The 24,192-nt window shown below is 70.4% G+C and carries 21 protein-coding genes and 1 riboswitch; of the genes, 6 read left to right on the forward strand and 15 right to left on the reverse strand.

The window, feature by feature from the left end:
• Positions 1–38 precede the first annotated feature (38 nt).
• The 5 genes from AB0P41_RS16750 to AB0P41_RS16770 form a co-directional block, all read right to left on the reverse strand.
• Positions 39–1,799 carry an ABC transporter substrate-binding protein gene (locus AB0P41_RS16750; protein ID WP_356711425.1) on the reverse strand — a complete coding sequence of 587 codons (1,761 nt, stop codon included), beginning with the start codon at positions 1,797–1,799 and terminating at the stop codon, positions 39–41.
• A 44-nt stretch (positions 1,800–1,843) separates the two neighbouring features.
• Positions 1,844–2,836, reverse strand: coding sequence for an ABC transporter permease (locus tag AB0P41_RS16755; RefSeq protein ID WP_356711427.1), 993 nt, complete (start codon positions 2,834–2,836; stop codon positions 1,844–1,846).
• A gap of 356 nt (positions 2,837–3,192) precedes the next feature.
• Positions 3,193–3,987: an enhanced serine sensitivity protein SseB C-terminal domain-containing protein gene (locus AB0P41_RS16760; RefSeq protein ID WP_365932639.1), complete on the reverse strand. Its 795-nt coding sequence runs from the start codon at positions 3,985–3,987 to the stop codon at positions 3,193–3,195.
• A 154-nt stretch (positions 3,988–4,141) separates the two neighbouring features.
• Positions 4,142–4,918 carry an enhanced serine sensitivity protein SseB gene (locus AB0P41_RS16765; protein WP_356711431.1) on the reverse strand — a complete coding sequence of 259 codons (777 nt, stop codon included), beginning with the start codon at positions 4,916–4,918 and terminating at the stop codon, positions 4,142–4,144.
• 174 nt (positions 4,919–5,092) lie between these two features.
• Complete coding sequence (locus tag AB0P41_RS16770) at positions 5,093–5,782, reverse strand: AAA family ATPase (protein WP_356711433.1); 690 nt, start codon at positions 5,780–5,782, stop codon at positions 5,093–5,095.
• 173 nt (positions 5,783–5,955) lie between these two features.
• Positions 5,956–6,053, forward strand: a riboswitch (glycine riboswitch).
• A gap of 167 nt (positions 6,054–6,220) precedes the next feature.
• On the opposite strand from AB0P41_RS16770, the gene gcvT reads away from it, so the two are divergent.
• The 4 genes from gcvT to AB0P41_RS16790 all read left to right on the forward strand — a co-directional run bounded on the left by gcvT (position 6,221) and on the right by AB0P41_RS16790 (position 10,657).
• Positions 6,221–7,348, forward strand: coding sequence for a glycine cleavage system aminomethyltransferase GcvT (gene gcvT / locus AB0P41_RS16775; protein WP_356711435.1), 1,128 nt, complete (start codon positions 6,221–6,223; stop codon positions 7,346–7,348).
• A gap of 111 nt (positions 7,349–7,459) precedes the next feature.
• On the forward strand, positions 7,460–7,837 hold the full coding sequence (gene gcvH, locus AB0P41_RS16780; protein ID WP_351275341.1) for a glycine cleavage system protein GcvH: 378 nt from the start codon (positions 7,460–7,462) through the stop codon (positions 7,835–7,837).
• A gap of 18 nt (positions 7,838–7,855) precedes the next feature.
• The gene (glyA, locus tag AB0P41_RS16785) at positions 7,856–9,115 is read left to right on the forward strand and encodes a serine hydroxymethyltransferase (protein ID WP_356711438.1); all 1,260 of its coding nucleotides are present in this window, start codon (positions 7,856–7,858) and stop codon (positions 9,113–9,115) included.
• Positions 9,116–9,271: 156 nt separating this feature from the next.
• A complete protein-coding gene (locus tag AB0P41_RS16790; protein ID WP_356711440.1) occupies positions 9,272–10,657 on the forward strand; it encodes an L-serine ammonia-lyase in 1,386 nt (461 codons plus the stop codon).
• On the opposite strand, the gene AB0P41_RS16795 is transcribed toward AB0P41_RS16790, so the two are convergent.
• Genes AB0P41_RS16795 through AB0P41_RS16810 form a run of 4 tightly spaced genes read right to left on the reverse strand, consistent with a single transcriptional unit; the run spans position 10,654 to position 14,892 of the window.
• Positions 10,654–11,559 (reverse strand): class I SAM-dependent methyltransferase, encoded by a 906-nt coding sequence (locus AB0P41_RS16795; protein WP_356711442.1) that lies wholly within the window; start codon positions 11,557–11,559, stop codon positions 10,654–10,656. The genes AB0P41_RS16790 and AB0P41_RS16795 overlap by 4 nt on opposite strands.
• A 56-nt stretch (positions 11,560–11,615) precedes the next feature.
• Complete coding sequence (locus tag AB0P41_RS16800) at positions 11,616–12,719, reverse strand: NAD(P)-dependent alcohol dehydrogenase (protein ID WP_356711443.1); 1,104 nt, start codon at positions 12,717–12,719, stop codon at positions 11,616–11,618.
• A 2-nt stretch (positions 12,720–12,721) separates the two neighbouring features.
• Positions 12,722–14,128, reverse strand: coding sequence for an aldehyde dehydrogenase family protein (locus AB0P41_RS16805; protein WP_365932834.1), 1,407 nt, complete (start codon positions 14,126–14,128; stop codon positions 12,722–12,724).
• An 8-nt stretch (positions 14,129–14,136) separates the two neighbouring features.
• Positions 14,137–14,892, reverse strand: a complete 756-nt coding sequence (locus AB0P41_RS16810) for a (5-formylfuran-3-yl)methyl phosphate synthase (protein ID WP_365932643.1) — start codon at positions 14,890–14,892, stop codon at positions 14,137–14,139.
• A gap of 395 nt (positions 14,893–15,287) precedes the next feature.
• Here AB0P41_RS16810 and AB0P41_RS16815 point away from each other — a divergent pair, with 395 nt between their 5' ends.
• Positions 15,288–15,821 (forward strand): EF-hand domain-containing protein, encoded by a 534-nt coding sequence (locus AB0P41_RS16815; RefSeq protein ID WP_365932645.1) that lies wholly within the window; start codon positions 15,288–15,290, stop codon positions 15,819–15,821.
• Positions 15,822–15,982: 161 nt separating this feature from the next.
• Here the strand turns inward: AB0P41_RS16815 and AB0P41_RS16820 are convergent, their stop codons facing one another.
• The 6 genes from AB0P41_RS16820 to AB0P41_RS16845 all read right to left on the reverse strand — a co-directional run bounded on the left by AB0P41_RS16820 (position 15,983) and on the right by AB0P41_RS16845 (position 21,791).
• Complete coding sequence (locus AB0P41_RS16820) at positions 15,983–16,198, reverse strand: EF-hand domain-containing protein (RefSeq protein ID WP_356711448.1); 216 nt, start codon at positions 16,196–16,198, stop codon at positions 15,983–15,985.
• Positions 16,199–16,301: 103 nt separating this feature from the next.
• Positions 16,302–17,096, reverse strand: a complete 795-nt coding sequence (locus AB0P41_RS16825) for a polysaccharide deacetylase family protein (RefSeq protein ID WP_365932647.1) — start codon at positions 17,094–17,096, stop codon at positions 16,302–16,304.
• A gap of 406 nt (positions 17,097–17,502) precedes the next feature.
• A complete protein-coding gene (locus tag AB0P41_RS16830) occupies positions 17,503–18,018 on the reverse strand; it encodes an ATP-binding protein (protein WP_356711452.1) in 516 nt (171 codons plus the stop codon).
• 251 nt (positions 18,019–18,269) lie between these two features.
• Positions 18,270–19,037, reverse strand: coding sequence for an enoyl-CoA hydratase-related protein (locus AB0P41_RS16835; RefSeq protein WP_365932649.1), 768 nt, complete (start codon positions 19,035–19,037; stop codon positions 18,270–18,272).
• Between the two features lie 79 nt (positions 19,038–19,116).
• On the reverse strand, positions 19,117–20,367 hold the full coding sequence (locus AB0P41_RS16840) for an Ig-like domain-containing protein (RefSeq protein WP_356711456.1): 1,251 nt from the start codon (positions 20,365–20,367) through the stop codon (positions 19,117–19,119).
• 203 nt (positions 20,368–20,570) lie between these two features.
• Positions 20,571–21,791 (reverse strand): Ig-like domain-containing protein, encoded by a 1,221-nt coding sequence (locus tag AB0P41_RS16845; RefSeq protein WP_356711458.1) that lies wholly within the window; start codon positions 21,789–21,791, stop codon positions 20,571–20,573.
• A gap of 268 nt (positions 21,792–22,059) precedes the next feature.
• Here AB0P41_RS16845 and glgX point away from each other — a divergent pair, with 268 nt between their 5' ends.
• Positions 22,060–24,180 carry a glycogen debranching protein GlgX gene (gene glgX / locus AB0P41_RS16850; RefSeq protein WP_356711795.1) on the forward strand — a complete coding sequence of 707 codons (2,121 nt, stop codon included), beginning with the start codon at positions 22,060–22,062 and terminating at the stop codon, positions 24,178–24,180.
• Positions 24,181–24,192: the final 12 nt, after the last annotated feature.

The raw sequence follows: 24,192 nt of genomic DNA on the forward strand, positions 1-24,192 counted from the left end.
TCACCTGCCTTTCAAGGGATGCTGTTGATGAACAGGTGTTACTTGGTCGAGGTCATCAGCACGTAGTCGTACATGCCGAGGTACGCGTCGGTGACCGTGACGTTCGCCGCGGACTCCGGGCGGTAGAGCAGGTTCTTGCGGTAGACGAGGGGAACGACCGAGGCGTTCTCCATGACCTTCTGGTCGACCTCGCCCCAGGCGGCGTTGCGCGCCGTGGTGTCGACGGTGCCGATGCCCTTGACGAGGGCGTCGTTGACGCCCTTGTCGTCGAGCTCCATCAGGTTCGTACCACCGGACGGCTTGATGGCCGATCCGTTCACGATCTGGTCGAGGAAGCCGAAGCCGGTCGGCCAGTCGGCACCCCACTGCATCATCATCATGCCCGCGTTGTTCTTGTGGACCCACTCGGGGACACCCGCGAAGTCGGTGAAGTACTTGTCCGACGGGAACTGCTTGATCTCGGCGGTGATGCCGATCGCCTTCAGGCTGCCCTGGAGCTGCGTGGCGGCGGTGATCTCGTCAGGACGGTCCGAACGGGCCGTCAGCGTGGTCTTGAAGCCCTTGGCCTGACCGCACTTGGCCAGGTGGTCCTTGGCCTTGGCGATGTCGCCCTTGTTGCCCTCGGTCGGGTACAGGTCGAACTTCTTGTAGCCGGCGACGGTCGGCGGGATGACCGTGGTGGCCGGGTCGCCCTTGACCGAGCCACCGATCGAGTCGATCAGGCTCTGCTTGTCGACGGCGTACTGGACGGCCTTGCGGCACTCGATGTTGTCGAACGGCTTCACGTTGACGTTGAGCGCCATGTACTGCAGGACGCCGGCGTACGGGTTGTCCGTCTTGGCCTTCTCGGATGCCTTGACCAGGACCTTGGGCTGCGTCTTGGACTGCAGACCCGTGCCCGCGACGTCCGCGGTGGTCACGTCGTTGAGGAGGTGGTCGTCGACCGTGGTGGGGTTGACGTTGAGCTTCAGCTGGATCTTGTCCGGCAGCGCCTTGCGGATCGGGTCCGTCTTCGGGTCCCACTCCGGGTTGCGGACCAGCGTCGCGCCCTTGCTCTCGTCGTACGCCGAGAACTTGTACGGGCCCGAGGAGACCATCTTCTGGACGTAGCTGGCACCCGTGTCGGCCTTCTGCGGGACCGGAGCGGTCTGCGAGAAGGCGGCGAGGTAGTCCATGTCCGCGAAGGGCTTGTTCAGCTTGAAGACGATCGTGTAGTCGTCCGGCGTCTCGATGGACTTGAGACCCCCGGCCGACTTGTCCTTGTACGGACCCTTGTACTTGTCGCCGCCCTCGAGGTACGCCTTGAAGTACGTCGGGCCGTTGGACAGGGCCTCGGGCGCGAAGTTGGAGCGCTCGACGGCGTACTTGACGTCCTTCGAGGTGATCTCGGTGCCGTCCTCGAACTTCACGCCCTTGCGGATCGTGTACGTCCAGGTCTTGGCGTCCGCGCTGGCCTTGCCGAGGCTGGTGGCGAGGTCGGGGACGACCTTCAGGCTCTCCTTGCCGGCGGCCGGCTTGAAGGTGACCAGGGAACGGGCGTACAGGCGGGAGAAGTTCTGCACCCAGCCGTAGTACGTGTTGCCCGGGTCCAGGGAGTCCGGGCCACTGGAGTGCTCGTAGGTGACCGTCCCCCCCTTCTTGTCCGTCGGGTTGACGATGCTCGTCAGACCGGCGTCGGCCTTGGCGTTGCCCCCACCGCCGTTGCTGGCGCCGTCCGAATCGCTGCCGCTGCAGGCCGATGCGCCGAGCGACACCGCTACGGCCACGGCTATGGCCGCTGCTGTCTTTCTGTTCTGCATGCTGAGGAAAGCCCCCTCGCTAGTCCGGTGCGGCACTGCCGCGATTACTTGCCACGAGGGTCGAGTGCGTCGCGCAGCCCGTCCCCCAGCAGATTGAAGGCCAGCACGGTGATGAAGATCGCCATACCGGGGATGACCATGAACATCGGGTCCACCTCGTAGAGGTCGACGGCCTGCGTGAGCATGCCGCCCCAGGACGCCTGCGGCGGCGCGATACCCACGCCGAGGAAGGACAGGGAGGCCTCGAAGAGGATGTTCGTGGGGATCAGCAGCGTCGCGTACACGAGGATCGGCGCGATGAGGTTCGGCAGCAGCTCGCGGAAGAGGATGAACGGGCCGCGGGCCCCCAGGGACCTGGCGGCCTCGACGAACTCCCGCTCACGCAGCGACAGCGTCTGCGCACGGACGATGCGGCCGATGTAGGGCCAGCTGAAGAATCCGATCACGAAGATCAGGACCGCGATCCGCAGCGTGAGCCCTTCCATCCCGAAGGCGTTGCCCTGCAGGGAGGCGGAGATGGAGATCGCGAAGAGGAGCAGCGGGAAGGCGAGGAAGGTGTCCATCAGCCGGCTGATGAAGCTGTCCACCCAGCCGCCGTAGAACCCGGCCACGACGCCCATGACGACGCCGATGACGACCGAGAGCAGCGTGGAGCCGACGGCGACCACGAGGGAGACCCAGGAGCCTTCGAGGATGCGCGCCAGGATGTCGCGTCCGGTCTGCGGCTCGACTCCGAGGGGGTGATCCCAGCTGATCCCGCCCAGGGAGCCCTTGGGCGCCAGCATGACGGGGTCGACCAGGCTCTGGTTGAAGGCGTTGGGGTCGAGCCCGAGGAGCGACTGGAGCGGCTTGGACAGAACCGCGGTGAGGATCAGCAGCACGACGACGATGCCGCCGGCCATCGCGCCCTTGTCCCGCTTGAAGCGCGTCCAGGCGATGCGGCCGAGCGAGCGGCCCTCGATCTCCTTGCGCCCGGCGCCTTCCAGCACCGTTTCGGGCCGCGCATCCGCCCCGGTGGTCTCGATCGGTGCCGTCATTGCGCTGGAGACCCCTCTCGGCCGACGGTGGCCGGCCTGTGACCGCCGCTGTAGCGGCTCTAACAAAACATGACAGATGCGATCACACATGCCGAACTGACCCTGTTTGAAAGAGGGTTTCGCCGGGCATGGAGCACCTGCTGTGTGGAGTCTTCAACCACTTTGCGATCACCCGCCAGACCTGACGGGGAATGTTTGCTCAAACGTGATGCTGCCAAGAGGCTTCCGTTATGCGGACAGCTGTGCTTGTTGAGCGGGCCCCCGGGGAACCAATCCGTTGCTAACGGACATGTCTCCCAACTACGTTGTTCAGGTGACTATTTGGCCGCGACACCGCGGTGGCGGCCGACGCCCTCTCAGTACGCGTGCGGTACCGGCCCGGTGGCGGGCGGGTAGCCGTAACCCGGGGCAGCGGGTGCCGGGGCGTGCGCCTCGCGGTCGTAGAACGGACGGGAGTTGGCGTTCAGCCACATCGCGACGGGGTCGTACTCGTCGGACAGCGAGACCGTGGAGACCGGCAGCCCGTCGGGGACCACGCCGATCGACTGCTGCATCATCGCGCGGACCGCGTCGACGGACGGCCGGCCCGTGTCGTAGAGGTCGAGCCCGATCGCGAGGTACGGGGCGCCGAGCGCCGGCTGCACCCAGGCGCGGCGCAGCGCGCGGACGGCGGAGGTGCGGTGGGCGTTCTGCGACAGCAGGGCGTAGAACTGCGGGAGTTCGATGGAGGGTTCGGTCAGCCGCAGCGGCCCGGCGGGCATCCGGTCGAGGTCGGTGGCGATGCGGCGCAGGTCCAGCCACGGGATGCCGACGCCGCCGCCGGGGGCGTGCGGGTTGAGCCAGATGCCCCAGCGGTCGGGGAAGAGGGAGCGGGCGATGTCGCGGCCCGTGATCACTTCGTGGGCCCTGTTCCAGCCGCTGGCCGAGAGCTCCTGGGCGGAGGTCACACAGGGGGCGTAACCCTGCCCTTCGACCTCCATGTTGCCGTACTGGGCGTCGGGGGAGCCCGCCGTGCCGTGCCAGAGGAGCATCCAGACCTGGCCGTCCGCGAGGGACCGCAGCAGCGACTCGTACGCGTCGAGGCGCCCCGGGGTCACTTGGCGCAGCATGTGCTCGACCTGACCGGCCGCCGCGGTACCTGACGCACTCACCCTGGGTCCCGCCCCTCTTCGTTCCGCTGTTCCCGCATGCCGCACTGTGCTGTGGTGCCACTCCCGGGCACACGGGGCGGCCTCGTCATCCAACCAGCTTATGCGCCGCCCCTGACACCGTCTTGACGCCACGTGGCAACGGCGGCTCCGTCTCTCAGTACGCGTCGCGCCGGTAGAACGGACGTACCTTCTCCAGCATCCAGTCCCCGACCGGGTCCTGCGCCACGTCGAGCAGCAGGAGATTGACCGGCCAGGGCACCTGGACCCGGCCGAGCGCGCGCCCCAGGGCGTCCAGCGGGGCGCTCTGCCCGGCGGCGTCCCACACGGCGGACTCGACGCCGACGAAGAGGACGGGACTCTCGCCCTCGATGCTGGCCAGCGCCCGGCGCGCGGTCTTCACCTCGGCGGTCCCCTGGAATTCGGCGGACACCGCGGCGAGGAAGTCGACGGGGTCCTCCTTCCAGTCCGGCTCGTACAGCCGAACCCGGCCGCCGCTCGCGGGGCCGTCCAGCGGGGTGCGCCCGGCCCGGCAGAGCTCGGCGACGGCGCCGGGCGGCAGGGGCACGCCGACGGCGCCGCCGGGGTTGACCGCTATACCGAGCTGCGGCGGCAGTCCGCGGGCGAACTCGCGTGCGGGCGCGACGGTGAAGGAGAGATGGGTGCCGACGCACTGGAGGAACTGCGCCTCGGAGCTGAACACGGGGACGTACGCGCCGCCGTCGATGTCGACCGTCGGCAGATCGAGGTCGGTGCTGTCGCGCCCTCCGCCGTTCGGGAGGGGGACCCAGATCTGGCTGCGGCCGAGCACCTCGACCAGCCTTCCGCCCGCGCCGGGCACGCCGAGCGAGGCACTGAGCACCTCCTCTAGCTCGTTGGCCGGCCATCCCTGCGGCGGGTGCGACGGGGCCTGGGCCTGAGCCGGAATGTCCACGGTGTCTGTGTCCCTTTCTCGCCATGCGGTGCGGCTGAAACTCTAGACCGGGTCGCGGCAGGAGGGCAGAGCCCGCAGAGGCGGCACCTCCGTCCACCGCACCGTCCAGATCCCGGACAGTGCGCGGAGCGCCTGCGAACTGTGCGTATGCGAACGGTGACGCCCCCGGGTCCTCTACTCCTGCGGGAGCCGCGCCTCCGGGAACGAGATCCGGTCGATGTCCGCGGCGGCCTCACGGTCGAGCAGGACCGCCGAGGCACACCCCGGCGGCAGCAGTCCGGTCTCCGTGTCGCGCAGCAGCCGGCCCACCGCCCGCCGGTGCCGGGCGAAGGCGTATCCGGAGACCCCGCGCCCACGCTCCCGCTGCCCCTGCCTGGCCACCCGGGGGGTGACGTCGAGCAGGACGAGATGGAGGCCGCTGCCCCGGCGCCTGGCCTCACGCGCCAGCCAGTTCCGCACCCACGCCTGCGTGCCGCAGTCGTGGACGACGACGGGTCCGCCCGACCGCAGCGCCCGCCACAGCCCGGTGTAGTGCGCGGCACGCACCAGGGGGCGGTAGAGGGCGTACGGGAGTAAGGCGGGCAGGGCCGCCGCCCAGCGGTCCCTGGTGTCCTGGGAGTCGACCGCGTACTCCTTCACCGCCCGCCGGATCAGCGTCGACTTCCCGCTGCCGGGCAGCCCCGAGACCACGACCACGTCACCCGCCGTGAAGTCCAGGCCGCGCGGCCCCCGGCCGCCCCCGCCCCGCAGATCACGCACCACCGGAGCGGGCCCGCCCGTCAGCTCCCGGGCGGGCACGCCCGGCTGCTGGGGCATCGCACCGCGTGCCGCCCCCGCGGTTGTCGCGTAGCGCTGCAACGTCATCGCCTTCCCCCTGCCGAGTCACCCACTGACCTGCCCAAGAAGTGTAAAGAAAAGGTAATGCGGCACAACCGCTTCCGCCCGTACGTGTCGGGTCCGGCACCCGTCCGGGCCTGGACGCCCCACTCTCCCGCAATGCGTGCGATGATGACCCCGCCAACTGCATACCGGCCGTTTGAATCCGCGCGGGAGAGTCCCGGTCACCGTGTGCGCCGGGCGCCGAAGGAGCAAGTTCCTCCCTTGAATCTCTCAGGCCCCGTACCGCGTGGATGAGGCAGATCTGAAAAGCGGGCCGCTCTGCGGCTCCACCCAAGGTGCAAGCCGACGCTGACGGGGCCGACCCCGTCGGGACCCTTTCAGGGGCTTTCGGCGAACCTCTCAGGTTCCGATGACAGATGGGGAGGGAACCACCCCCTGTCGTCATGCCCTGGAGCCATGTCCATGAGCACTGCCCCGAGCGCCGCCCCCCGTCTCACCGCCCTCGATGCCCTGCACCGTTCCCTGGGCGCGACCATGACCGACTTCGCCGGCTGGGACATGCCGCTGCGGTACGCCAGTGAGCGCGACGAGCACAACGCCGTACGCGAGCGGGCCGGCCTGTTCGACCTGTCACACATGGGCGAGATCACCGTCACCGGTCCGCAGGCGGCGGCCTTCCTGAGCTACGCGCTGGTCGGCAACATCGCCACCGTGGGCGTGGGCCGGGCCCGCTACACGATGATCGTCGCCGAGGACGGCGGGATCCTGGACGACCTGATCGTCTACCGCCTGGGCGAGACCGAGTACATGGTCGTCGCCAACGCGGGCAACGCCCAGCTCGTCCTGGACACCCTCACCGCGCGCGCCGGTGACTTCGACACCGAGGTGCGGGACGACCGCGACGCGTACGCGCTGCTCGCCGTCCAGGGCCCCGACTCCCCCGCCGTACTGAAGTCGGTCACGGACGCCGACCTGGACGGACTGAAGTACTACGCGGGACTGCCCGGAACGGTCGCCGGCGTCCCCGCGCTCATCGCCCGTACGGGTTACACCGGTGAGGACGGCTTCGAGCTCTTCGTGGCCCCCGCCCATGCCGAGCAGCTCTGGAGGGCGCTGACCGAGGCGGGCGCGCCGTACGGTCTGATCCCCTGCGGGCTCTCCTGCCGCGACACGCTCCGCCTGGAGGCGGGCATGCCGCTGTACGGGCACGAGCTGACCACCGCGCTGACGCCCTTCGACGCGGGCCTGGGCAGGGTCGTGAAGTTCGAGAAGGAGGGCGACTTCGTCGGCCGCGAGGCGCTGACCGCCGCGGCGGCCCGTGCGGAGTCGGCCCCGCCCCGCAAGCTCGTCGGCCTGGTCGCCGAGGGCCGCCGGGTACCGCGCGCGGGTTACCCCGTCGTGGCCGGCGGGCAGGTCGTGGGCGAGGTCACCTCCGGTGCGCCGTCGCCCACCCTGGGCAAGCCGATCGCCATGGCCTACGTGGACGCGGCGCACGCAGCACCCGGCACCGAGGGTGTCGGGGTCGACATCCGGGGCAAGCACGAGCCGTACGAGGTCGTGGCCCTGCCGTTCTACAAGCGCCGTAAGTGACGCGGTGCGGCGCGCCTGTCACACGGCGCGCCGCGCACGTGACGCAGTCGTGTCTCACACCGTAAGACCACCGTTCATCAGCACTCCCCCGCGTACAGGAGAATTCAGGTCATGAGCAACCCCCAGCAGCTGCGGTACAGCAAGGAGCACGAGTGGCTGTCGGCCCTCGAGGACGGCGTGGCCACGGTCGGCATCACCGAGTTCGCGGCCAACGCGCTCGGTGACGTCGTCTACGCCCAGCTCCCGGAGGTCGGCGACACGGTGACCGCGGGCGAGACCTGCGGTGAGCTGGAGTCGACCAAGTCGGTCAGCGACCTGTACTCGCCGGTGACCGGCGAGGTGACCGCGGCCAACCAGGACGTCGTGGACGACCCGTCGCTGGTGAACTCCGCTCCCTTCGAGGGCGGCTGGCTGTTCAAGGTGCGCGTCGCGGAGGAGCCGGAAGACCTTCTCTCCGCCGACGAGTACACCGCGTTCTCCGGCAACTGAGACCTTAGGGACCCACTGATGTCGCTTCTCAACTCCTCCCTCCACGAGCTGGACCCGGACGTCGCCGCCGCCGTCGACGCCGAGCTCCACCGTCAGCAGTCCACCCTCGAGATGATCGCCTCGGAGAACTTCGCTCCGGTCGCGGTCATGGAGGCGCAGGGCTCCGTCCTCACCAACAAGTACGCCGAGGGCTACCCCGGCCGCCGCTACTACGGTGGCTGCGAGCACGTCGACGTGGTCGAGCAGATCGCGATCGACCGCATCAAGGCGCTCTTCGGCGCCGAGGCCGCCAACGTCCAGCCGCACTCCGGCGCGCAGGCCAACGCCGCCGCGATGTTCGCGCTGCTGAAGCCGGGCGACACGATCATGGGTCTCAACCTGGCCCACGGCGGTCACCTGACCCACGGCATGAAGATCAACTTCTCCGGCAAGCTCTACAACGTGGTCCCGTACCACGTCGACGACACCGGTGTCGTGGACATGGCCGAGGTCGAGCGCCTCGCCAAGGAGTCGAAGCCGAAGCTCATCGTGGCCGGCTGGTCCGCCTACCCGCGTCAGCTGGACTTCGCCGCCTTCCGCCGCATCGCGGACGAGGTCGGCGCGTACCTGATGGTCGACATGGCGCACTTCGCCGGCCTGGTCGCCGCGGGTCTGCACCCCAACCCGGTGCCGCACGCCCACGTCGTCACGACCACCACGCACAAGACCCTCGGTGGTCCGCGCGGTGGCGTCATCCTGTCGACGCAGGAGCTCGCCAAGAAGATCAACTCGGCGGTCTTCCCCGGTCAGCAGGGCGGCCCGCTGGAGCACGTGATCGCGGCCAAGGCGGTCTCCTTCAAGGTCGCGGCGACCGAGGAGTTCAAGGAGCGCCAGCAGCGCACCCTGGACGGCGCCCGCATCCTCGCCGAGCGCCTGGTGCAGCCGGACGTCACCGAGGTGGGCGTCTCCGTCCTCTCCGGCGGTACGGACGTGCACCTGGTCCTGGTCGACCTGCGCAACTCCGAGCTGGACGGCCAGCAGGCCGAGGACCGGCTCCACGAGGTCGGCATCACGGTCAACCGGAACGCCGTCCCGAACGACCCGCGGCCCCCGATGGTCACCTCGGGTCTGCGGATCGGTACGCCCGCCCTGGCCACCCGTGGCTTCCAGGCGGAGGACTTCACCGAGGTCGCCGAGATCATCGCGGCCGCGCTGAAGCCGACGTACGACGCCGACGACCTCAAGGCCCGCGTGATCGCGCTGGCCGAGAAGTTCCCGCTGTACCCCGGCATCAAGTAGTCACCCGCAATTTGCACGCAGGGTGGGGGCACCGCGCACACTGAACACAGTGAGCCCGGTGCCCCCACCCCTTTGCCCCGCGCTCCCGGGCCCACCGGCCCGTCCCCGCACCACCCGGCGGACAACGACGTCCACCAACGCCTTAGGAGTACTCCCGTGGCCCTCTCGGTCTTCGACCTCTTCTCGGTCGGCATCGGCCCTTCCAGCTCCCACACGGTCGGTCCGATGCGCGCGGCCCGCATGTTCGCCCGCCGCCTCAAGAACGAGGGCCTGCTGGCCCACACCGCCTCGATACGGGCCGAGCTGTACGGCTCGCTCGGCGCGACCGGTCACGGGCACGGCACCCCGAAGGCCGTCCTGCTGGGTCTGGAGGGCGAGTCGCCGCGCACGGTCGACGTCGAGGGCGCCGACGCCCGCGTCGAGGAGATCCGCGCCTCGGGGCGCATCAACCTGCTCGGCATGCACGACATCCCCTTCGACGCCGACGAGCAGCTGGTCCTGCACCGGCGCAAGGCCCTGCCGTACCACGCCAACGGGATGACGGTCCTCGCGTACGACCGCGACGGCGCCCCGCTCCTGGAGAAGACGTACTACTCGGTGGGCGGCGGCTTCGTCGTCGACGAGGACGCGGTGGCCGGCGAGAACCCGATCGTTCCCGACGACACCGTCCTGAAGCACCCCTTCCGCACGGGCGACGAGCTGCTGAGGCTCGCCCGGGAGACCGGCCTGTCCATCTCCTCCCTGATGCTGGAGAACGAGAAGGCCTGGCGGACCGAGGACGAGATCCGCGCCGGGCTGCTGGAGATCTGGCGCGTCATGCAGGCCTGCATCGCCCGCGGCATGTCCCGCGAGGGCATCCTGCCCGGCGGCCTGAAGGTCCGCCGCCGCGCCGCGAACACGGCCAGGCAGCTGCGCGCCGAGGGTGACCCCCAGACGCACGCGATGGAGTGGATCACCCTCTACGCGATGGCCGTCAACGAGGAGAACGCCGCCGGGGGCCGTGTGGTGACCGCCCCGACCAACGGCGCGGCGGGCATCATCCCCGCCGTCCTGCACTACTGGATGAACTTCGCGGCGAGCGGCTGCACCGAGGCCGAGAAGGACGACAGCGTCGTCCGTTTCCTGCTGGCCGCCGGCGCGATCGGCATGCTCTTCAAGGAGAACGCCTCCATCTCCGGCGCCGAGGTCGGCTGCCAGGGCGAGGTCGGCTCCGCCTGCTCCATGGCCGCCGGCGCCCTCGCCGAGGTCCTGGGCGGGTCCCCCGAGCAGGTGGAGAACGCCGCCGAGATCGGCATGGAGCACAACCTGGGCCTGACCTGCGACCCGGTCGGCGGTCTCGTCCAGATCCCGTGCATCGAGCGCAACGGCATGGCGGCGGTCAAGGCGGTCACGGCGGCCAAGATGGCGCTGCGCGGCGACGGCAGCCACAAGGTCTCCCTGGACAAGGTCATCAAGACCATGAAGGAGACGGGCGCGGACATGAGCGTGAAGTACAAGGAGACCGCACGCGGCGGGCTCGCGGTGAACATCATCGAGTGCTAGACCGACGGCCGGAGCTTGTTCGCGAAGACCCACCGGTTGCCCGCCAGGGCGTCGTTCGGCTCGGGCAACGGGCCGCGGCCGTGCCGGCGGGTGAAGTCGAAGGGGGTGTGGACCGCCGTGGACCAGCCCCTGCCCTCGAGATCACCGGCTGAGTCCGGCCGCGGCTCCCTGTCGAACAGGGTGAGCAGGTCGATGCCGATCTGCTGTGCCGTCGACGTGTAGAGCGGGCTGTCGCGGTACTCCAGCAGGTCCTTCTCCAGCTTGACCTCGTACGCCAGGGCGCTCCCTTCCGGGCTCATCCGGTCCACCATCTCGATGAGGTACGTCTCGGCGGCGGCGGGGAGGTAGAACAGCAGGCCCTCGGCCAGCCACACGCTGGGGGCGGCCGTGTCGAAGCCGGCGCCGGTGAGCGCCTCGGCCCAGTCGGCGCGCAGATCGACCGGGACGGGTACGCGCGCCGCCTGCGGGGTGGCCGACAGCCCGTCGAGCACCCCGTGCTTGAACTCCAGCACTCCTCCCCTGTCGATCTCGTAGACCACGCAGCCGGGAGGCCAGTCGAGCCGGTACGCGCGCGAGTCCAGCCCCGCGCCGAACAGCACCACCTGGCGGGCCTCCCCCGTGCGCACCGACCGGAGGAGAAAGTCGTCGAGGACTCTCGTCCGCAGACCGAAGTAGCGCGCGAATCGTCCCCACAGCGGGTTCGCGTCCCCGTCCGGGACCTGTTCCATCCGGACCGGCCAGCCGTCGGAGGCCGGTGCGGCGCGCACGAAGTGCTCCGCGTACACGTCCTGTGCCAGGGCGTCGTGGCGGTGGGTCTCGATCGCCCGTGCCGCGGCGACCAGGAGAGCGGTCACACCCACCCCTCCTTCCACACCGGTGCTGCGATGCGTCGCGCCGTTCACGTCTCCTCCATCGGTGGGTCGGGCCACGGGGCGGTGAGGGACTGGGGGTGCCTCACTCATCGGCTTCCTCCTCCTGGAATCAGTACGGGTTTGACCACGCGCCCCGCTTCGCAGTCGCGTTCGGCCTCGTTGATCCCGGCGAGTGGGTACGTACGGATCAGCTCGTCGAAGGGGAACCGCCCGGCCTGCCACAGCCCGGTCAGCCGCGGGATGAGCAGTCCCGGCACCGCGTCGCCCTCGCAGATGTGGGAGATCGTCCTGCCCTGGTCCAGCGCTCCCGGTTCGAGGGGCAGCCTGGTGCGGAGCCGTGCCACCAGGCCGAGACGGCCGGTCGGGCGCAGAGCCCGGAGCGCGTCGTTGATCAGCTGGGCGGAGGCTGTGGTGTCCAGTGCGTAGTGCGCGCCGCCGTCGGTCAGTCGCCGGATCCGGCCGGGCAGGTCGGGCGAAGCGGCGTTCAGCGGGGTCGCGCCGAAGCGTTCGGCGAGGGCCAGCCGTTCGGGGTACCGGTCGACGGCCACGGTCACCGCTCCGGAGGCGGCTGCCGCCATCACCGCGGCCAGGCCCACCGCGCCCGCGCCGAAGACCGCGAGGGTGTCGCCGGGTGCGACGCCGAAGGAGTTGAGGACCGCACCGGCGCCCGTGAGGAACCCGCAGCCGAGCGGGCCGAGCAGTTCGACGGGCAGCGAGGGGTCGACCCGCACGGCATTGCGCGCCGGGACCAGCGCGTACTCGGCGAACGAGGACTGCCCGAACCACCGGGGGGCCAACTCGCCCCCGGCCGCGTCGGTGAAGCGCGCCGCGTTCTCCTTGCGCCCTCCGAAGAGGTTGAGCGAGGCGAAGGAGTCGCAGTAGGCGGAGGCGGCGGCCAGGCAGTTCCGGCAGTGGCCGCAGGAGTCGAAGCTCAGCACGACATGGTCACCGTTGTTCAGGCCGGTGTGCGGGCCGCCCGTCTCCACCACGACCCCGGCGCCTTCGTGCCCGAGTACCGCCGGCAGCGGTGAGCGGCCCGCGGAACGCCTGACCGCGAGGTCGGTCCGGCACATTCCACAGCCCGCGATCTCGACCAGGACCTCGCCGGCGGCCGGCCCCGTGTCCAGGAGCACGTCCTCGATGGCGAAGGGGCTCTCGTACGAACGCAGCACCGCCGCGCCGAACCTCATCCTCACGCCTCCTGCGGACGGTGCACGACGAACGGCGCGAGGTTGCCGTACAGCCCCCATGGGCCGCCCGCGACGCCGACACCGCTCTCCTTGGATCCTGCGAAGGGCTGGTCGAGGGACAGTTCGGCGTGGTGGTTGATCCATGCCGTTCCGCACTCCAGCCGGCCGGCCACCTCCTCGGCCCGGTCGAGGTCGGTCCCCCATACCGAGCCGCCCAGCCCGAAGCCGGTGTCGTTGGCCGCCTCGACGGCCTCGTCGGTGCTCCCGTACGGCAGCACCGGCAGGACGGGCCCGAACTGCTCCTCCGTCACCACGGGGCTGGCCGCCGGGACATCCGCCAGGATCGTCGGGGCGAAGAAGTAGCCGGGCCGGTCCAGCCGGTGCCCCCCGGCCACGGCCCGGGCGCCGTCTGCCAGTGCCCGCGCCGTGTAGTCCCCGACCCGGGCCAGCTGAGGAGCGTTGTTGACCGGGCCCAGCTGCGTCGCCGGATCGAGGCCGGCTCCGAGGACGACGCTCTTCGCGCGCTCCGCAAGGGCCTCCACCACCTGGTCGTAGAGCCGGACGGGCGCATAGACGCGCTTCACCGCCATGCAGACCTGCCCGCAGTTGCGGAACGCCGCCCAGAACAGCCGGTCCGCGATCCGCTCCACCTCCACGTCGTCCAGCAGGACGGCCGCGTCGTTGCCTCCCAGCTCCAGGGTGACGCGGGCGAGTGAGGCCGCTGCGCCCTGCGCGACGGCCCGACCGGTGGGAACCGAACCGGTGAAGGTCACATGGCGGATGCCCGGGTGGGCCGCGAGGCGGGCGCCGAGAGGCTCGGGACCGGTGACGATGGTCAGTACGTCCTCGGGGAGGGCGGTGGAGACGACGGACCCCAGCAGGCGTGTGGCGAGGGGTGTGAAGGGTGAGGGCTTGAGCACCATCGTGTTGCCCGCGGCGAGTGCGGGCGCGAACTTCGCGGCGGCAAGCTGCAGGGGGAAGTTCCACGGGGTGATCGCGGCGACCGGCCCGAGGGGCCGCCAGCGGATCTCGCTGCGCATCGGACGGCCGTCCGTGAGGAGCCGGGGCCGGGGGGCCGTCCGCTCGGCGAAGTAGCGCAGGCGCGCCGCCGTGCGGGCGATCTCCGCGTAGGACTCGGCCAGGGGCTTGCCCTGTTCACGGGTGAGCAAGGGGGCGAGGTCCGTCCCTGCCTCCTCCACGGCGTCGGCTGCCGCGAGCAGTGCGGCCGAGCGGACGGCGGGGTCGGACCGCCAGCCGAGCCACGCCTCGTGGGCCCGGCCGACGACGGCGTCCAGTTCGCCCGGCTGCTGCCGGGGAGCCTCGTCGAAGACCTCGCCGGTCGCCGGATCGAGGACGTCGAAGCGCTCGCCGGGGGTCGCGGGCCCGTGCCGGCGCTGCTGCGCGGCCATCCTGGCGGTCAACGCGCCGCGCTGACGGCAGCCGTGTGCTCCCGGGCGTGCCGGTCCATCTCCGCGCGGAAGGCGGCCACCAGCTCCGGCTTGATCCTTCCGGAGTTGCGGTCGCCGCCCTCGCAGACCGCCCCGCGCACCCCCACGATGTCCGTACCGATGCGGTGCAGCACACCGAGGTCTCCCACCTTCACGCTGCCCGCGAGGGCTGCGAGCAGACCGGCTTCATGGGCCAGTCGCACGAAGTCCGCGCAGACATCGGGCGGCAGGTGGTCGAACAGCCGTGTCCCGTCCTTGACCGCGGTGTCGAGCATGGCCGCGTCGGAGCCCGAGCGCAGGGCGATGTCGGGCAGGGCGAGCGGGTTGACGCAGCCGATCCGGTGGGCGTCGGCGTAGCCCGAGGCGACGACGAAGGCATCCGGCCGGTAGTCCTTCACCGCGCGGACGACCCCTCGCATGACGTCGACCGCCTGCTCGGGCGTCGTGCATCCGTAGAGGCCGACCTTGATGTAGGTGGCTCCGGAGACGGCCGCACCGAGTGCCGCCTGCGCCACTGTGCCGGGCTTGTACGGCACGTCTCCCACGGTGGCGGACACCGGCTTGTCCGCCGGGACGGCCTCTCGGATCTCCCTGATGACCCACGGGAAGTTCGCGCCGAGCGAGCCCTCGTCGGGCTTCTTCACGTCGACGATGTCGAGGTGCTCCGCCGCCTTCGCACAGTCGAGGGCCTCCTCGACGCCGTCCGGGGAGATGAGAAGCAACAAAGTGGGCTCCTTCCACCGCGTGTCCACCTGACCGGGAAGCAGGTGTGCGGAGTCGCTCGGATTTCTTGCGGTCGGCTCATCTTCGGCGCGCCCCCTGACCGCCGGTAGGGCGCGGGGAGATCGAACGGGGCACTGCCGTATCCAGTGCGCCGTGCACGCCGGTTCTCAGCGGATCCCATCGGAACCGCACGGTCCGGCGGCCCGGCGGGCGTCGTGGGACACGGTGCCGGCAGTCGGCGGAGCGGCCGGTGTATGCGCGCCGGGCGGCAGGTTCATTCCTTCTGCTGAACGGCTGTTCCTTCCCGGAGATCCGGATGCCGCAGCCCGCATAGTGACAACACGACGGCCGTGCGACCGGCCGTCCCGTCTCCCGGTCCGACGAAAGGCGAGCACCCATGCGGAACGAAGCCATCAACCGAGTCAAACTCGTGTTCACCCTGTTCGACGCCGACGGCAACGGGGTCCTGGAGTCCGACGACTTCGAGCTGATGAGCAGCCGGGTCGCCGCTGCCGTACCCGGGGCCGACGAGGCACGGAAGCACGCCATGCGGGCCGGGTTCACGCAGTACTGGAACACGCTGGCCGGTGAGCTCGACGCCGATCACGACGGCCGGATCACCTACGACGAGTACCAGGCGTGCGTCCTCTCGCCCGAGCGCTTCGGCATGGCGATCGACCAGTTCGCGGCCGGCTTCGCCCGCCTCGGTGACCTGGACGGCAGCGGCACTGTCATCCGGCCGGTGTTCATCGGCATGATGAGAGGGGTCGGCTTCGACCTGCCGAACATCCACGCGCTCTTCGACGCCTTCGAGCCCGATGACGACGACCGGGTCCGGGTGGACGTCTGGGAGGCCGAGATCAAGAACTTCTACGCCCCCGACAAGGGCGGCATCCCCGCGGACCTGCTGGCAGCGACTCCGGCTGCCTGATCCGGCCGGCGACCGCGGCGACGCGGTCTCGCGGGGAGGCCCGCGGCGCGGACGGACGGCGCTGCGCACGCCGGTTCCGCCCGCTCCGCGGGCCGGGGGGCGTCGGCGGATCCGAGGCCCTTCGCCGGCGCGAAGGGCCGGACCGTCAGCTGCCGGGCGGGTCAGGCCTTGTTCTGCGAGGCCCAGAACTCGTCGAACGTGAGCTCGCCGTCGCCGTTGCCGTCGTGGGCGTTGATGACGGCCTGGGCGACCGTCTCGGTGACATAGGGGTCGCCGAGCTGCGCCATGGCGCTCTTGTACTCGGCGGCCGTTATGCTGCCGTCGCCGTTCTGGTCGAAGCGCTCGAATGCCGCTCGTGCCGACTCGATGTCCGCCACTGTTCCGCCCCTTCGTTAAGCGTCGTTGACGGAGGTCAGATTATCCGGCACCCCTGAGGGCGGATCCGGCGGGCGACCGCACCGGGCGAGGCTTCGGGGCGGATCAGGACAGCAGCTCCGTGGCGGTCACCGCACGCAGCCGGCGGCGGTCGATCTCGGTGAGGAGGAGGGGCAGTGCGGCGACGGTGTCCCGGTAGCCGAAGTGCAGGCTCACCACGGAGCCGTTGCGGAGTTCGCCGGCGACCTTGCGTGTGACGGCCGCGACCCCTGGTGAGGTGAAGTCGAGGGACTCGACGTCGTAGGAGAGGACGTGCGGGTAGCCGGCCCGGCGCGCGAGGTCCTGGACGAGCGGGGTGGCGTACCGGGCCCGCGACGGCCTGAACCAGGTGCCGATCGAACCGGTGAGCCGGCGCAGGCGCTGTGCGCAGCCGGTGATCTCCTCGTACGCCCGCGCCTCGTCCATCGCGTTGATGTCGAGACGGCTCTGCGTGTGGTTGCCGAGGTCGTGGCCCCCGTCGAGGATCCGGCGGGCCATGCCGGGGTGCCGGTCGAGCCAGCTGCCGACGGCCAGGACGGTGAGCCGGGCGCCGGCCCGTTCCGCTTCGGCGAGGACGGCCAGGGCCAGCGCCGGGTCTCCCTGGCCGTGGAAGGTGAGGGCGACCCGAGGTCGGCCGCGGGGGCCGTGCTCGATCTGCACCGGCTGCCCGGGGAAGCGCCGCGGGGTGGCGGCAGGACGGGCCGCGCTCCGGGTGCTCTCGCCGTTCCGCGCGGCCGCCGGGGCCGGGGACCGCGCTGCGCCGTCCTGTGCGCAGCCCGTCGCGGAGGTGCCCGCCAGGAGCGCTCCGGCCGCCGTACGCAGCGCACCGCGCCGGGGCACCGGTGTCCTGCGACCGCTCATGGGCGTCCACCTCGCGGGTCGGTTCGGGTGCGATTTTCGCCGGGACGCGAGACACAGTAAGGCGGAGCACGTGGAGATTCCGGGGCGGCGAGGTGTGGTCGCCTCCAGGAGGTGATCGATGAATCACCGAGCGAAGCGGACCGACACTGAGAGAATGCCAGGCGAGTGAACCATCACACCTGCGATTCAGAAACCAAATGGATGGCTTTATTGCGTAATGCCCGCTTTGAGGCTTTGGCTCCGAGGTCGCCCATCTGCCATAGTCGGGGGCACGACCTCCTCCGACCCGAGCCAGGTCCCCTGTGCGGCCGTGGACACACCCCCCATTCCACGGCCCCCTCAGAAGCCCCCGACACGCCACCACCCAGGCGGAACGGGGGCTTCTGCGTGTCAGAGGTCCGACGCGTCAGCGGTCGGCGGTGCGCATCTCGAACCAGGTGGTCTTCCCGCGCGGTAAGAGATCCACACCCCACCGGTCGGAAAGCTTGTCGACCAGGAAGAGACCCCGTCCGCTCACATCCATCTCACGGACGGGCATCAGACACGGCAGCCCGCGCGAGGGGTCGCGCACCTCGATCCGCACCCAGCCGCGGCGGCGCAGCATCCGCAGGCCGAAAACCCGCGCCCCGGTATGCCGCACCGCGTTGCCCACGAGCTCGGAGACCAGTAGCACACCGTGTTCGGCGGCCTGCGGAGGAAGCTGCCACTGACGCAGCATCACGCACGAGGTGATGCGCCGGGCGGTGGCGGCGGACTCCGGACGGGAGGGCAGACGGACTTCACCCTCCGTCGGATTTCCGAACAACTCCAGTGCTTTGAACGCCTGTTCGTCTTCGACGGCAGTCGTCCACCGCGCCGCTGTCGCGCCGCCGCGCTGTCGCGGCTGCTCCACACCCTCCAGGCCCGCCATGCCACCCATCATGGACGCACAGAACGCTCTCCGTGACCGTTCCGGCAGAATCCCTCTGCCGGAACCAGTCATTCCGCGCCGGTTCTCCGGCATATGCCAGCGGCAGAACGGACCCCTGTTCAGCCGTGTCCACCTGGGACGGGAGCAGGAGGCCGGGTAATTGCACGAGCCGAGCGGGCGGCACGCCTTAAGGTTCTCTTAAGGTCCCGCTAATCCGCCCGCACGGATGAACGTACGCGCCCCTGTACGCAACTCACGCTGGGTCAGAGGAACTCGGCCTTGCCGGGGCCCTCCTCCACGAAACTGCGCATGCCGCGCTCGCGGTCCTCGGTGGCGAACAGCCCTGCGAACCAGGTCCGCTCGATCGTGAGCCCGGTGTCGATGTCCGTCTCCAGCCCGGCGTCCACGGACTCCTTGGCGGCCCGCAGCGCCAGCGCGGGCCCCTTGGCGAGCCGTGCCGCCCAGGCGCGCGCCTGCTCGTACACCTCGGCCGCGGGCACCACGCGGTCCACGAGGCCGATCGCCAGGGCCTCCTCGGCCTTCACCTGACGACCGGTGAAGATCAGGTCCTTGGCCTTGGACGGCCCCACCAGCCGGGCCAGGCGCTGGGTGCCGCCGGCGCCGGGGATCAGCCCCAGCAGGATCTCCGGCTGGCCGAGCTTCGCGTTCTCCGCGGCGATCCTGAAGTCGGCGCAGAGCGCGAGCTCGCAGCCCCCGCCCAGGGCGTAGCCGGTGACAGCGGCGACCACGGGCTTGGGGATGCGCGCCACGGCGGTGAACGACTCCTGCAGGGCCCGGGAGCGTACGACCATCGCCGCATGGTCCATCGCCTGCATCTCCTTGATGTCCGCGCCCGCCGCGAACACCTTCTCGCCGCCGTAGAGAATCACCGCCCGCACGTCGTCGCGCCGGCCCGCCTCCTCGGCGAGCTCGCGCAGCCGGTCCTGGACGGCGACGTCCAGAGCGTTCATCGGCGGCCGGTCCAGCCGGATCGTGCCGACGTTGTCCTGTACTTCGAGGGTTACGGTCATAGGAGGCAGGTTAACGAGGACTAACGGCTGCGGGCCCGGTGCCGTTGGTCACAGCACCGGGCCCGCACCTGGAACGGATCTACTTGATCCACTCCGACCAGTCCATGTTCCAGCCGTTGAGGCCGTTGTCCGGCTGGATCACCTTGTCGTGGGAGTTCTTCACGATGACGACGTCCCCGATCAGGGAGTTGTCGAAGAGCCACGCGGCGGGCGTCTTGCTGTCCCAGGCGCCGCGCACGTCCCGCAGACCGACACAGCCGTGACTGGTGTTGGTCGAGCCGAAGATGCTGGAAGCGCCCCAGTAGTTGCCGTGGATGAAGGTGCCCGACGTCGACAGACGCATCGCGTGCGGCACGTCCTTGATGTCGTACTCGCCGCCGAAGCCGACGGTGTCACCGTTCATCCGGGTCACCTTGAGCTTCTCGCTGATGACCATCTGACCGTTGTACGTGGTCGTGGCGGGGGCACCCGCCGAGATCGGGATGTCCTTGATCTGCTTGCCGTCACGCACCACCTTCATGCGGTGGGAGCTCGCGTCGACCGTGGAGACCTGGCTGCGGCCGATGGTGAACTTCACGGTCTTGGCCTGCTTGCCGTAGACCCCCGGCCGCCCCTCGACACCGTCGAGGTCGAGCCGCACGGTCACCTTCGTGCCCGCCGCCCAGTACTTCTCGGGGCGGAAGTCGAGGCGGTCGTTGCCGAACCAGTGGGGCTCGACCCGCACGGCGGGCTCCGCCTTCACGCTGATCGCCTTCTCCACGGCCGCCGGGTCCGTGATCCCCCGGGTGAAGTGGATCGACACCGGCATGCCCACGCCGACGGTCGAACCGTCCTCGGGCGTGTACTGACCGATGAAGGTGTTCTGCGGTACCAGCGTCGTGAAGGTGGTGTCCTTCGCCGACTGACGGCCCTCGTCGTCCTTGGCGACCGCGTGCACGGTGTACTTGGTGGCGGCGGCCAGGTGGCGGTCAGGCACCCAGCTGAGACCGTCCGCGGCTATCTTGCCCTCGACCGCCTTGCCCTTGGGGTCCGCCACCTTCACCGTGCTCAGCTTGCCCTTGGCCGCCGAGACCTTCAGCGCCCCGCTGGTCGCCACGTCGTCGGCGCCGTCCTTGGGCGCGATCGTCACCACCGCCTGCGAGGCGCTGGTGTCGTCGACCTTCCCGCCCGCCTTGCCGCCGTCCTTGTCGGCGGCGTTCCCGTCGCCGCCGCACGCGGTCACCAGCAACAGCAGCGCACCCAGTCCCAGCGCGAGGACGCCCCGGGTTCCGCGCCCGCGCCGTCCCCCGCCCGCGTCGGTCCATGCCCCCGATATCGGCTGCCCGTTCAATGTGGTCGTCTCCCCTCGCACGGCCTGGCCCCGCCAGTGCCCGCACCCCCGCGCGCTGTACATGCACGCTCGGCGCAAGATAATCACACCGCACGTAAGGAGGAGTTCCCCGGAATGTCACTGTTCGGTCCCAAGTCGCGCCGCACTGCCCGAGGGTGGTCCCGGAGGGCTCACCTCCGGGACCTTCCCTGGTCGGGCGGGGGTCAGCGCAGGGCGGAGCCCGCCTTCCACCGGGGCCAGTCGATGTTCCAGCCGCCGAGGCCGTTGTCCGCGGCGACGGTCCTGTCGGTGGAGTTGACCACCTCGACCACATCGCCCACGAGGGTGCGCTCGAAGAACCAGCCGGCCGGGGTGTCCGAGCTGCCGCCCTTCACGTCACGCAGTCCGATGCAGCCGTGGCTGGTGTTCTCGGAGCCGAAGATGTCCGGGGACTCCCAGTAGTTGCCGTGCAGGAAGGTCCCCGACTTCGTCAGCCGGATGGCGTGGGGCACGTCCTTGATGTCGTACTCGCCGCCGAAGCCCACGGTGCTGCCGTCCATGCGGGTCACGTCGTGCAGCTCGGAGACCACCATCTTCCCGTTGTACGTGGTCGTCTTCGCGGCGCCCGCGGTGATCGGCACCGTGCTGACGACCTCGCCGTCGCGGCGTACCTCCATGGTGTGCGCCCGGGCGTCCACCACGGACGTCTGGGAGCGGCCCACCCGGAAGGCCACCTTCTTCCGCTGGCTGCCGTACACCCCCGGCGCGCCCTCCACATCGCGCAGGCCCACATCGACGGTGACCTCGGTGCCCGGCTCCCAGTAGCGGGCCGGGCGGAAGTCGAGCCGGTCCTCGCCGAACCAGTGGCCGACCACCTCGACGCGGGGTTCACTGGTGATCCTGATGGCCTTCTCCACCGCGGCCCGGTTCTTGACGGGCCGGTTGAAGTCGAAGGAGACGATCATCCCGGTGCCCACGGTGGACCGGTTCTCCGGCTTGAAGTAGCCGATGAACCGGTCCTTGGGGACCAGAGTGGTGAACGTGGTGCTGCGGGCCGAGCGATGGCCGTCCTCGTCGACGGCGACGGCCTCCACGCTGTACTTCCCGGCCAGCCCGAGCCGGTATCCGTCGTCCCGGGGGGCCCACGAACGGCCGTCCTCCGAGATCCGGCCGGGCACCTCCTGGTGTTCCGCGTCCTCCATCCGGGTCACCTTCACCCGCTCGATCCGTCCGTCGGGGACGGTCACTCCGAGCCGGCTGTCGGCGCCGACGTTCTCGGCGCCGTCCTTCGGGACGATCCGGATGGCGTCGCCGGGTGACCGGTCGTCCCCGAAGAGCGACGTCGCCTCGGTGCAGCCCGTCAGTACGGCCCACACGGTGAACAGTCCTGCCCATGTCAGCACGGCGGCCGAACCCGCCCGTGCTCTCTTCGCTACGTGGTTCACGCTCCCCCCAACGACGTGGCCGCCCCGGGGAAACGTGAGTGCGGGCCCGCCGATGGGCAGAACAGAGGGGAGGACACCGCTCGGAAGGCCGCGGCCGGGACGCCGCGCACTCCTACGGCGGGTGGCCGCTCCCACGAGCCGCAGGAGGCTAGAGGTGTCGAGCACAGCCGAGCAGGAGGAAACGCCGCGTACGACGGGGAGGCCGGAGCCGACCCGGCAGCCACGGATGGACGAACGGGACGAACCACCCGTATGGCCGGGTGCCCCGATGCCGTTGGGAGCACGCTTCCGGGTCGGTCCGGACGGTGTGGCGGGCACCAACTTCGCCCTCTGGGCGGGCGGCGCCGAGGCCGTCGAGCTCTGCCTCTTCGACGAGCGGGGCGCCGAGACCCGTCTCCCGCTGACCGAGCTGACGCATGAGATCTGGCACGGCTTCGTTCCCGGCGTCGGCGCGGGACAGCGCTACGGCTACCGGGTGCACGGCCGCTGGGACCCCTGGACCGGCGCCCGCTGGAACGCGGCGAAGCTGCTCCTCGATCCGTACGCCCGTGCGGTGGACGGATCGTTCACCCTGCCGCCCGAGGTGTACGGCCATGTGAGGGACTGGCCAGAGCAGCACGTCGCCGACACCGTGCGCGACGACCGGGACTCCGCGCCGTACGTCCCCAAGTCCGTCGTCGTGCATGACGACGACGACTGGGCGGAGGACCGCAGGCCCAAGACCCCGTGGGCGGACACGGTCATCTACGAACTGCACGTACGCGGTTTCACCCGGCTCCACCCGGACATCCCGCCCGAGCTGCGCGGCACCTACGCCGGACTCGCGCATCCCGCCGCGATCGGACACCTCCGCCGCCTCGGTGTGACCGCCGTCGAACTCCTCCCGGTCCACCAGTTCGCCCACGAGGACCATCTGCTGCGGCGCGGACTGCACAACTACTGGGGCTACAACTCGATCGGCTACTTCGCCCCGCACGCGGACTACGCGGCGAGCGGCACGGCGGGACAGCAGGTCGGCGAATTCAAGCAGATGGTGCGCGCCCTGCACGACGCCGGGATCGAGGTGATCCTCGACGTCGTCTACAACCACACGGCGGAGGCCGGCGAACTCGGCCCGATGCTGTCCCTGCGCGGCATCGACAACCGCGGCTACTACCGCCTCCAGCAGGACGCCCGCCGCTACGCGGACTACACCGGCTGCGGGAACACCCTGCACGTGGTGCAGCCGCAGGTCCTCCGGCTGATCACGGACTCGCTCCGCTACTGGGTGACGGAGATGGGCGTCGACGGCTTCCGCTTCGACCTGGCAGCGGCGCTCGCCCGCTCGATGCACGACGTGGACATGCTCTCCCCGTTCCTCGCGGTGATCGCCCAGGACCCGGTGCTGCGCCGGGTCAAGCTGATCGCCGAACCCTGGGACGTCGGCAACGGCGGCTACCAGGTGGGCGCGTTCCCCCCGCTGTGGACGGAGTGGAACGACCGCTACCGCGACGCCGTACGCGACTTCTGGCGCGGCGCCCTGCCCGACGTACGCGACATCGGCTACCGGCTCACCGGGTCGAGCGACCTGTACGCCTGGGGCGGCAGACGGCCGTACGCCTCGGTCAACTTCGTCACCGCGCACGACGGTTTCACCCTGCGCGACCTGGTCAGCTACGAGAACAAACACAACGAGGCCAACGGCGAGGGCAACCGGGACGGCACGAACGACAACCGCGCCTGGAACTGCGGCGCCGAGGGCGAGACCGGCGATCCGGAGGTCGACGCCCTGCGCCTGCGGCAGCTGCGCAACCTCCTGACCACGCTGCTCCTGTCGACCGGGGTGCCGATGCTGGTGGCGGGCGACGAGATGGGACGGACGCAGGGCGGGAACAACAACGCCTACTGCCAGGACAACGAGGTCAGCTGGCTGGACTGGTCGCTCCTGGAGGAGCCCCGCTGGCGGGAGCTGACCGAGCTGACCGCCCGGGTCCTGGCCCTGCGCCACCGCCATCCGGTGCTGCGCCGCCGCGCCTTCTTCGCGGGTACGCCGCAGGCCCCGGACGGCCTGCGGGACCTGGCCTGGTTCACCGCGCAGGGCACGGAGATGACGGAGGGCGACTGGTACGCACCGGCCGCGACGCTCGGGCTCTACCTCTCCGGGCGCGACATCCCGGGCCGGGACGCCCGAGGCGAGCAGATCACCGACGACAGCTTCCTGGCGGTCCTGCACGCGGACCACCGGCCCTGCGCGTTCCGGCTGCCCGGCCCGCCCTGGGCCCAGGCCTACGAACTGGTGCTGGACACCTCGCGCGAGGAGCAGGCCACAGGCCCCGGCACGCTCCACCGGGGCGGCACGGAACTCAGGGTGGAGGGCAGGTCGGTGCTGCTGCTGCGGGTGGCGGAGTGAGGGGCCGGGCAG

Origin of the sequence: Streptomyces sp. NPDC079167 (genome assembly GCF_040686735.1) — a bacterium.
In the GTDB taxonomy this organism is placed as follows: domain Bacteria; phylum Actinomycetota; class Actinomycetes; order Streptomycetales; family Streptomycetaceae; genus Streptomyces.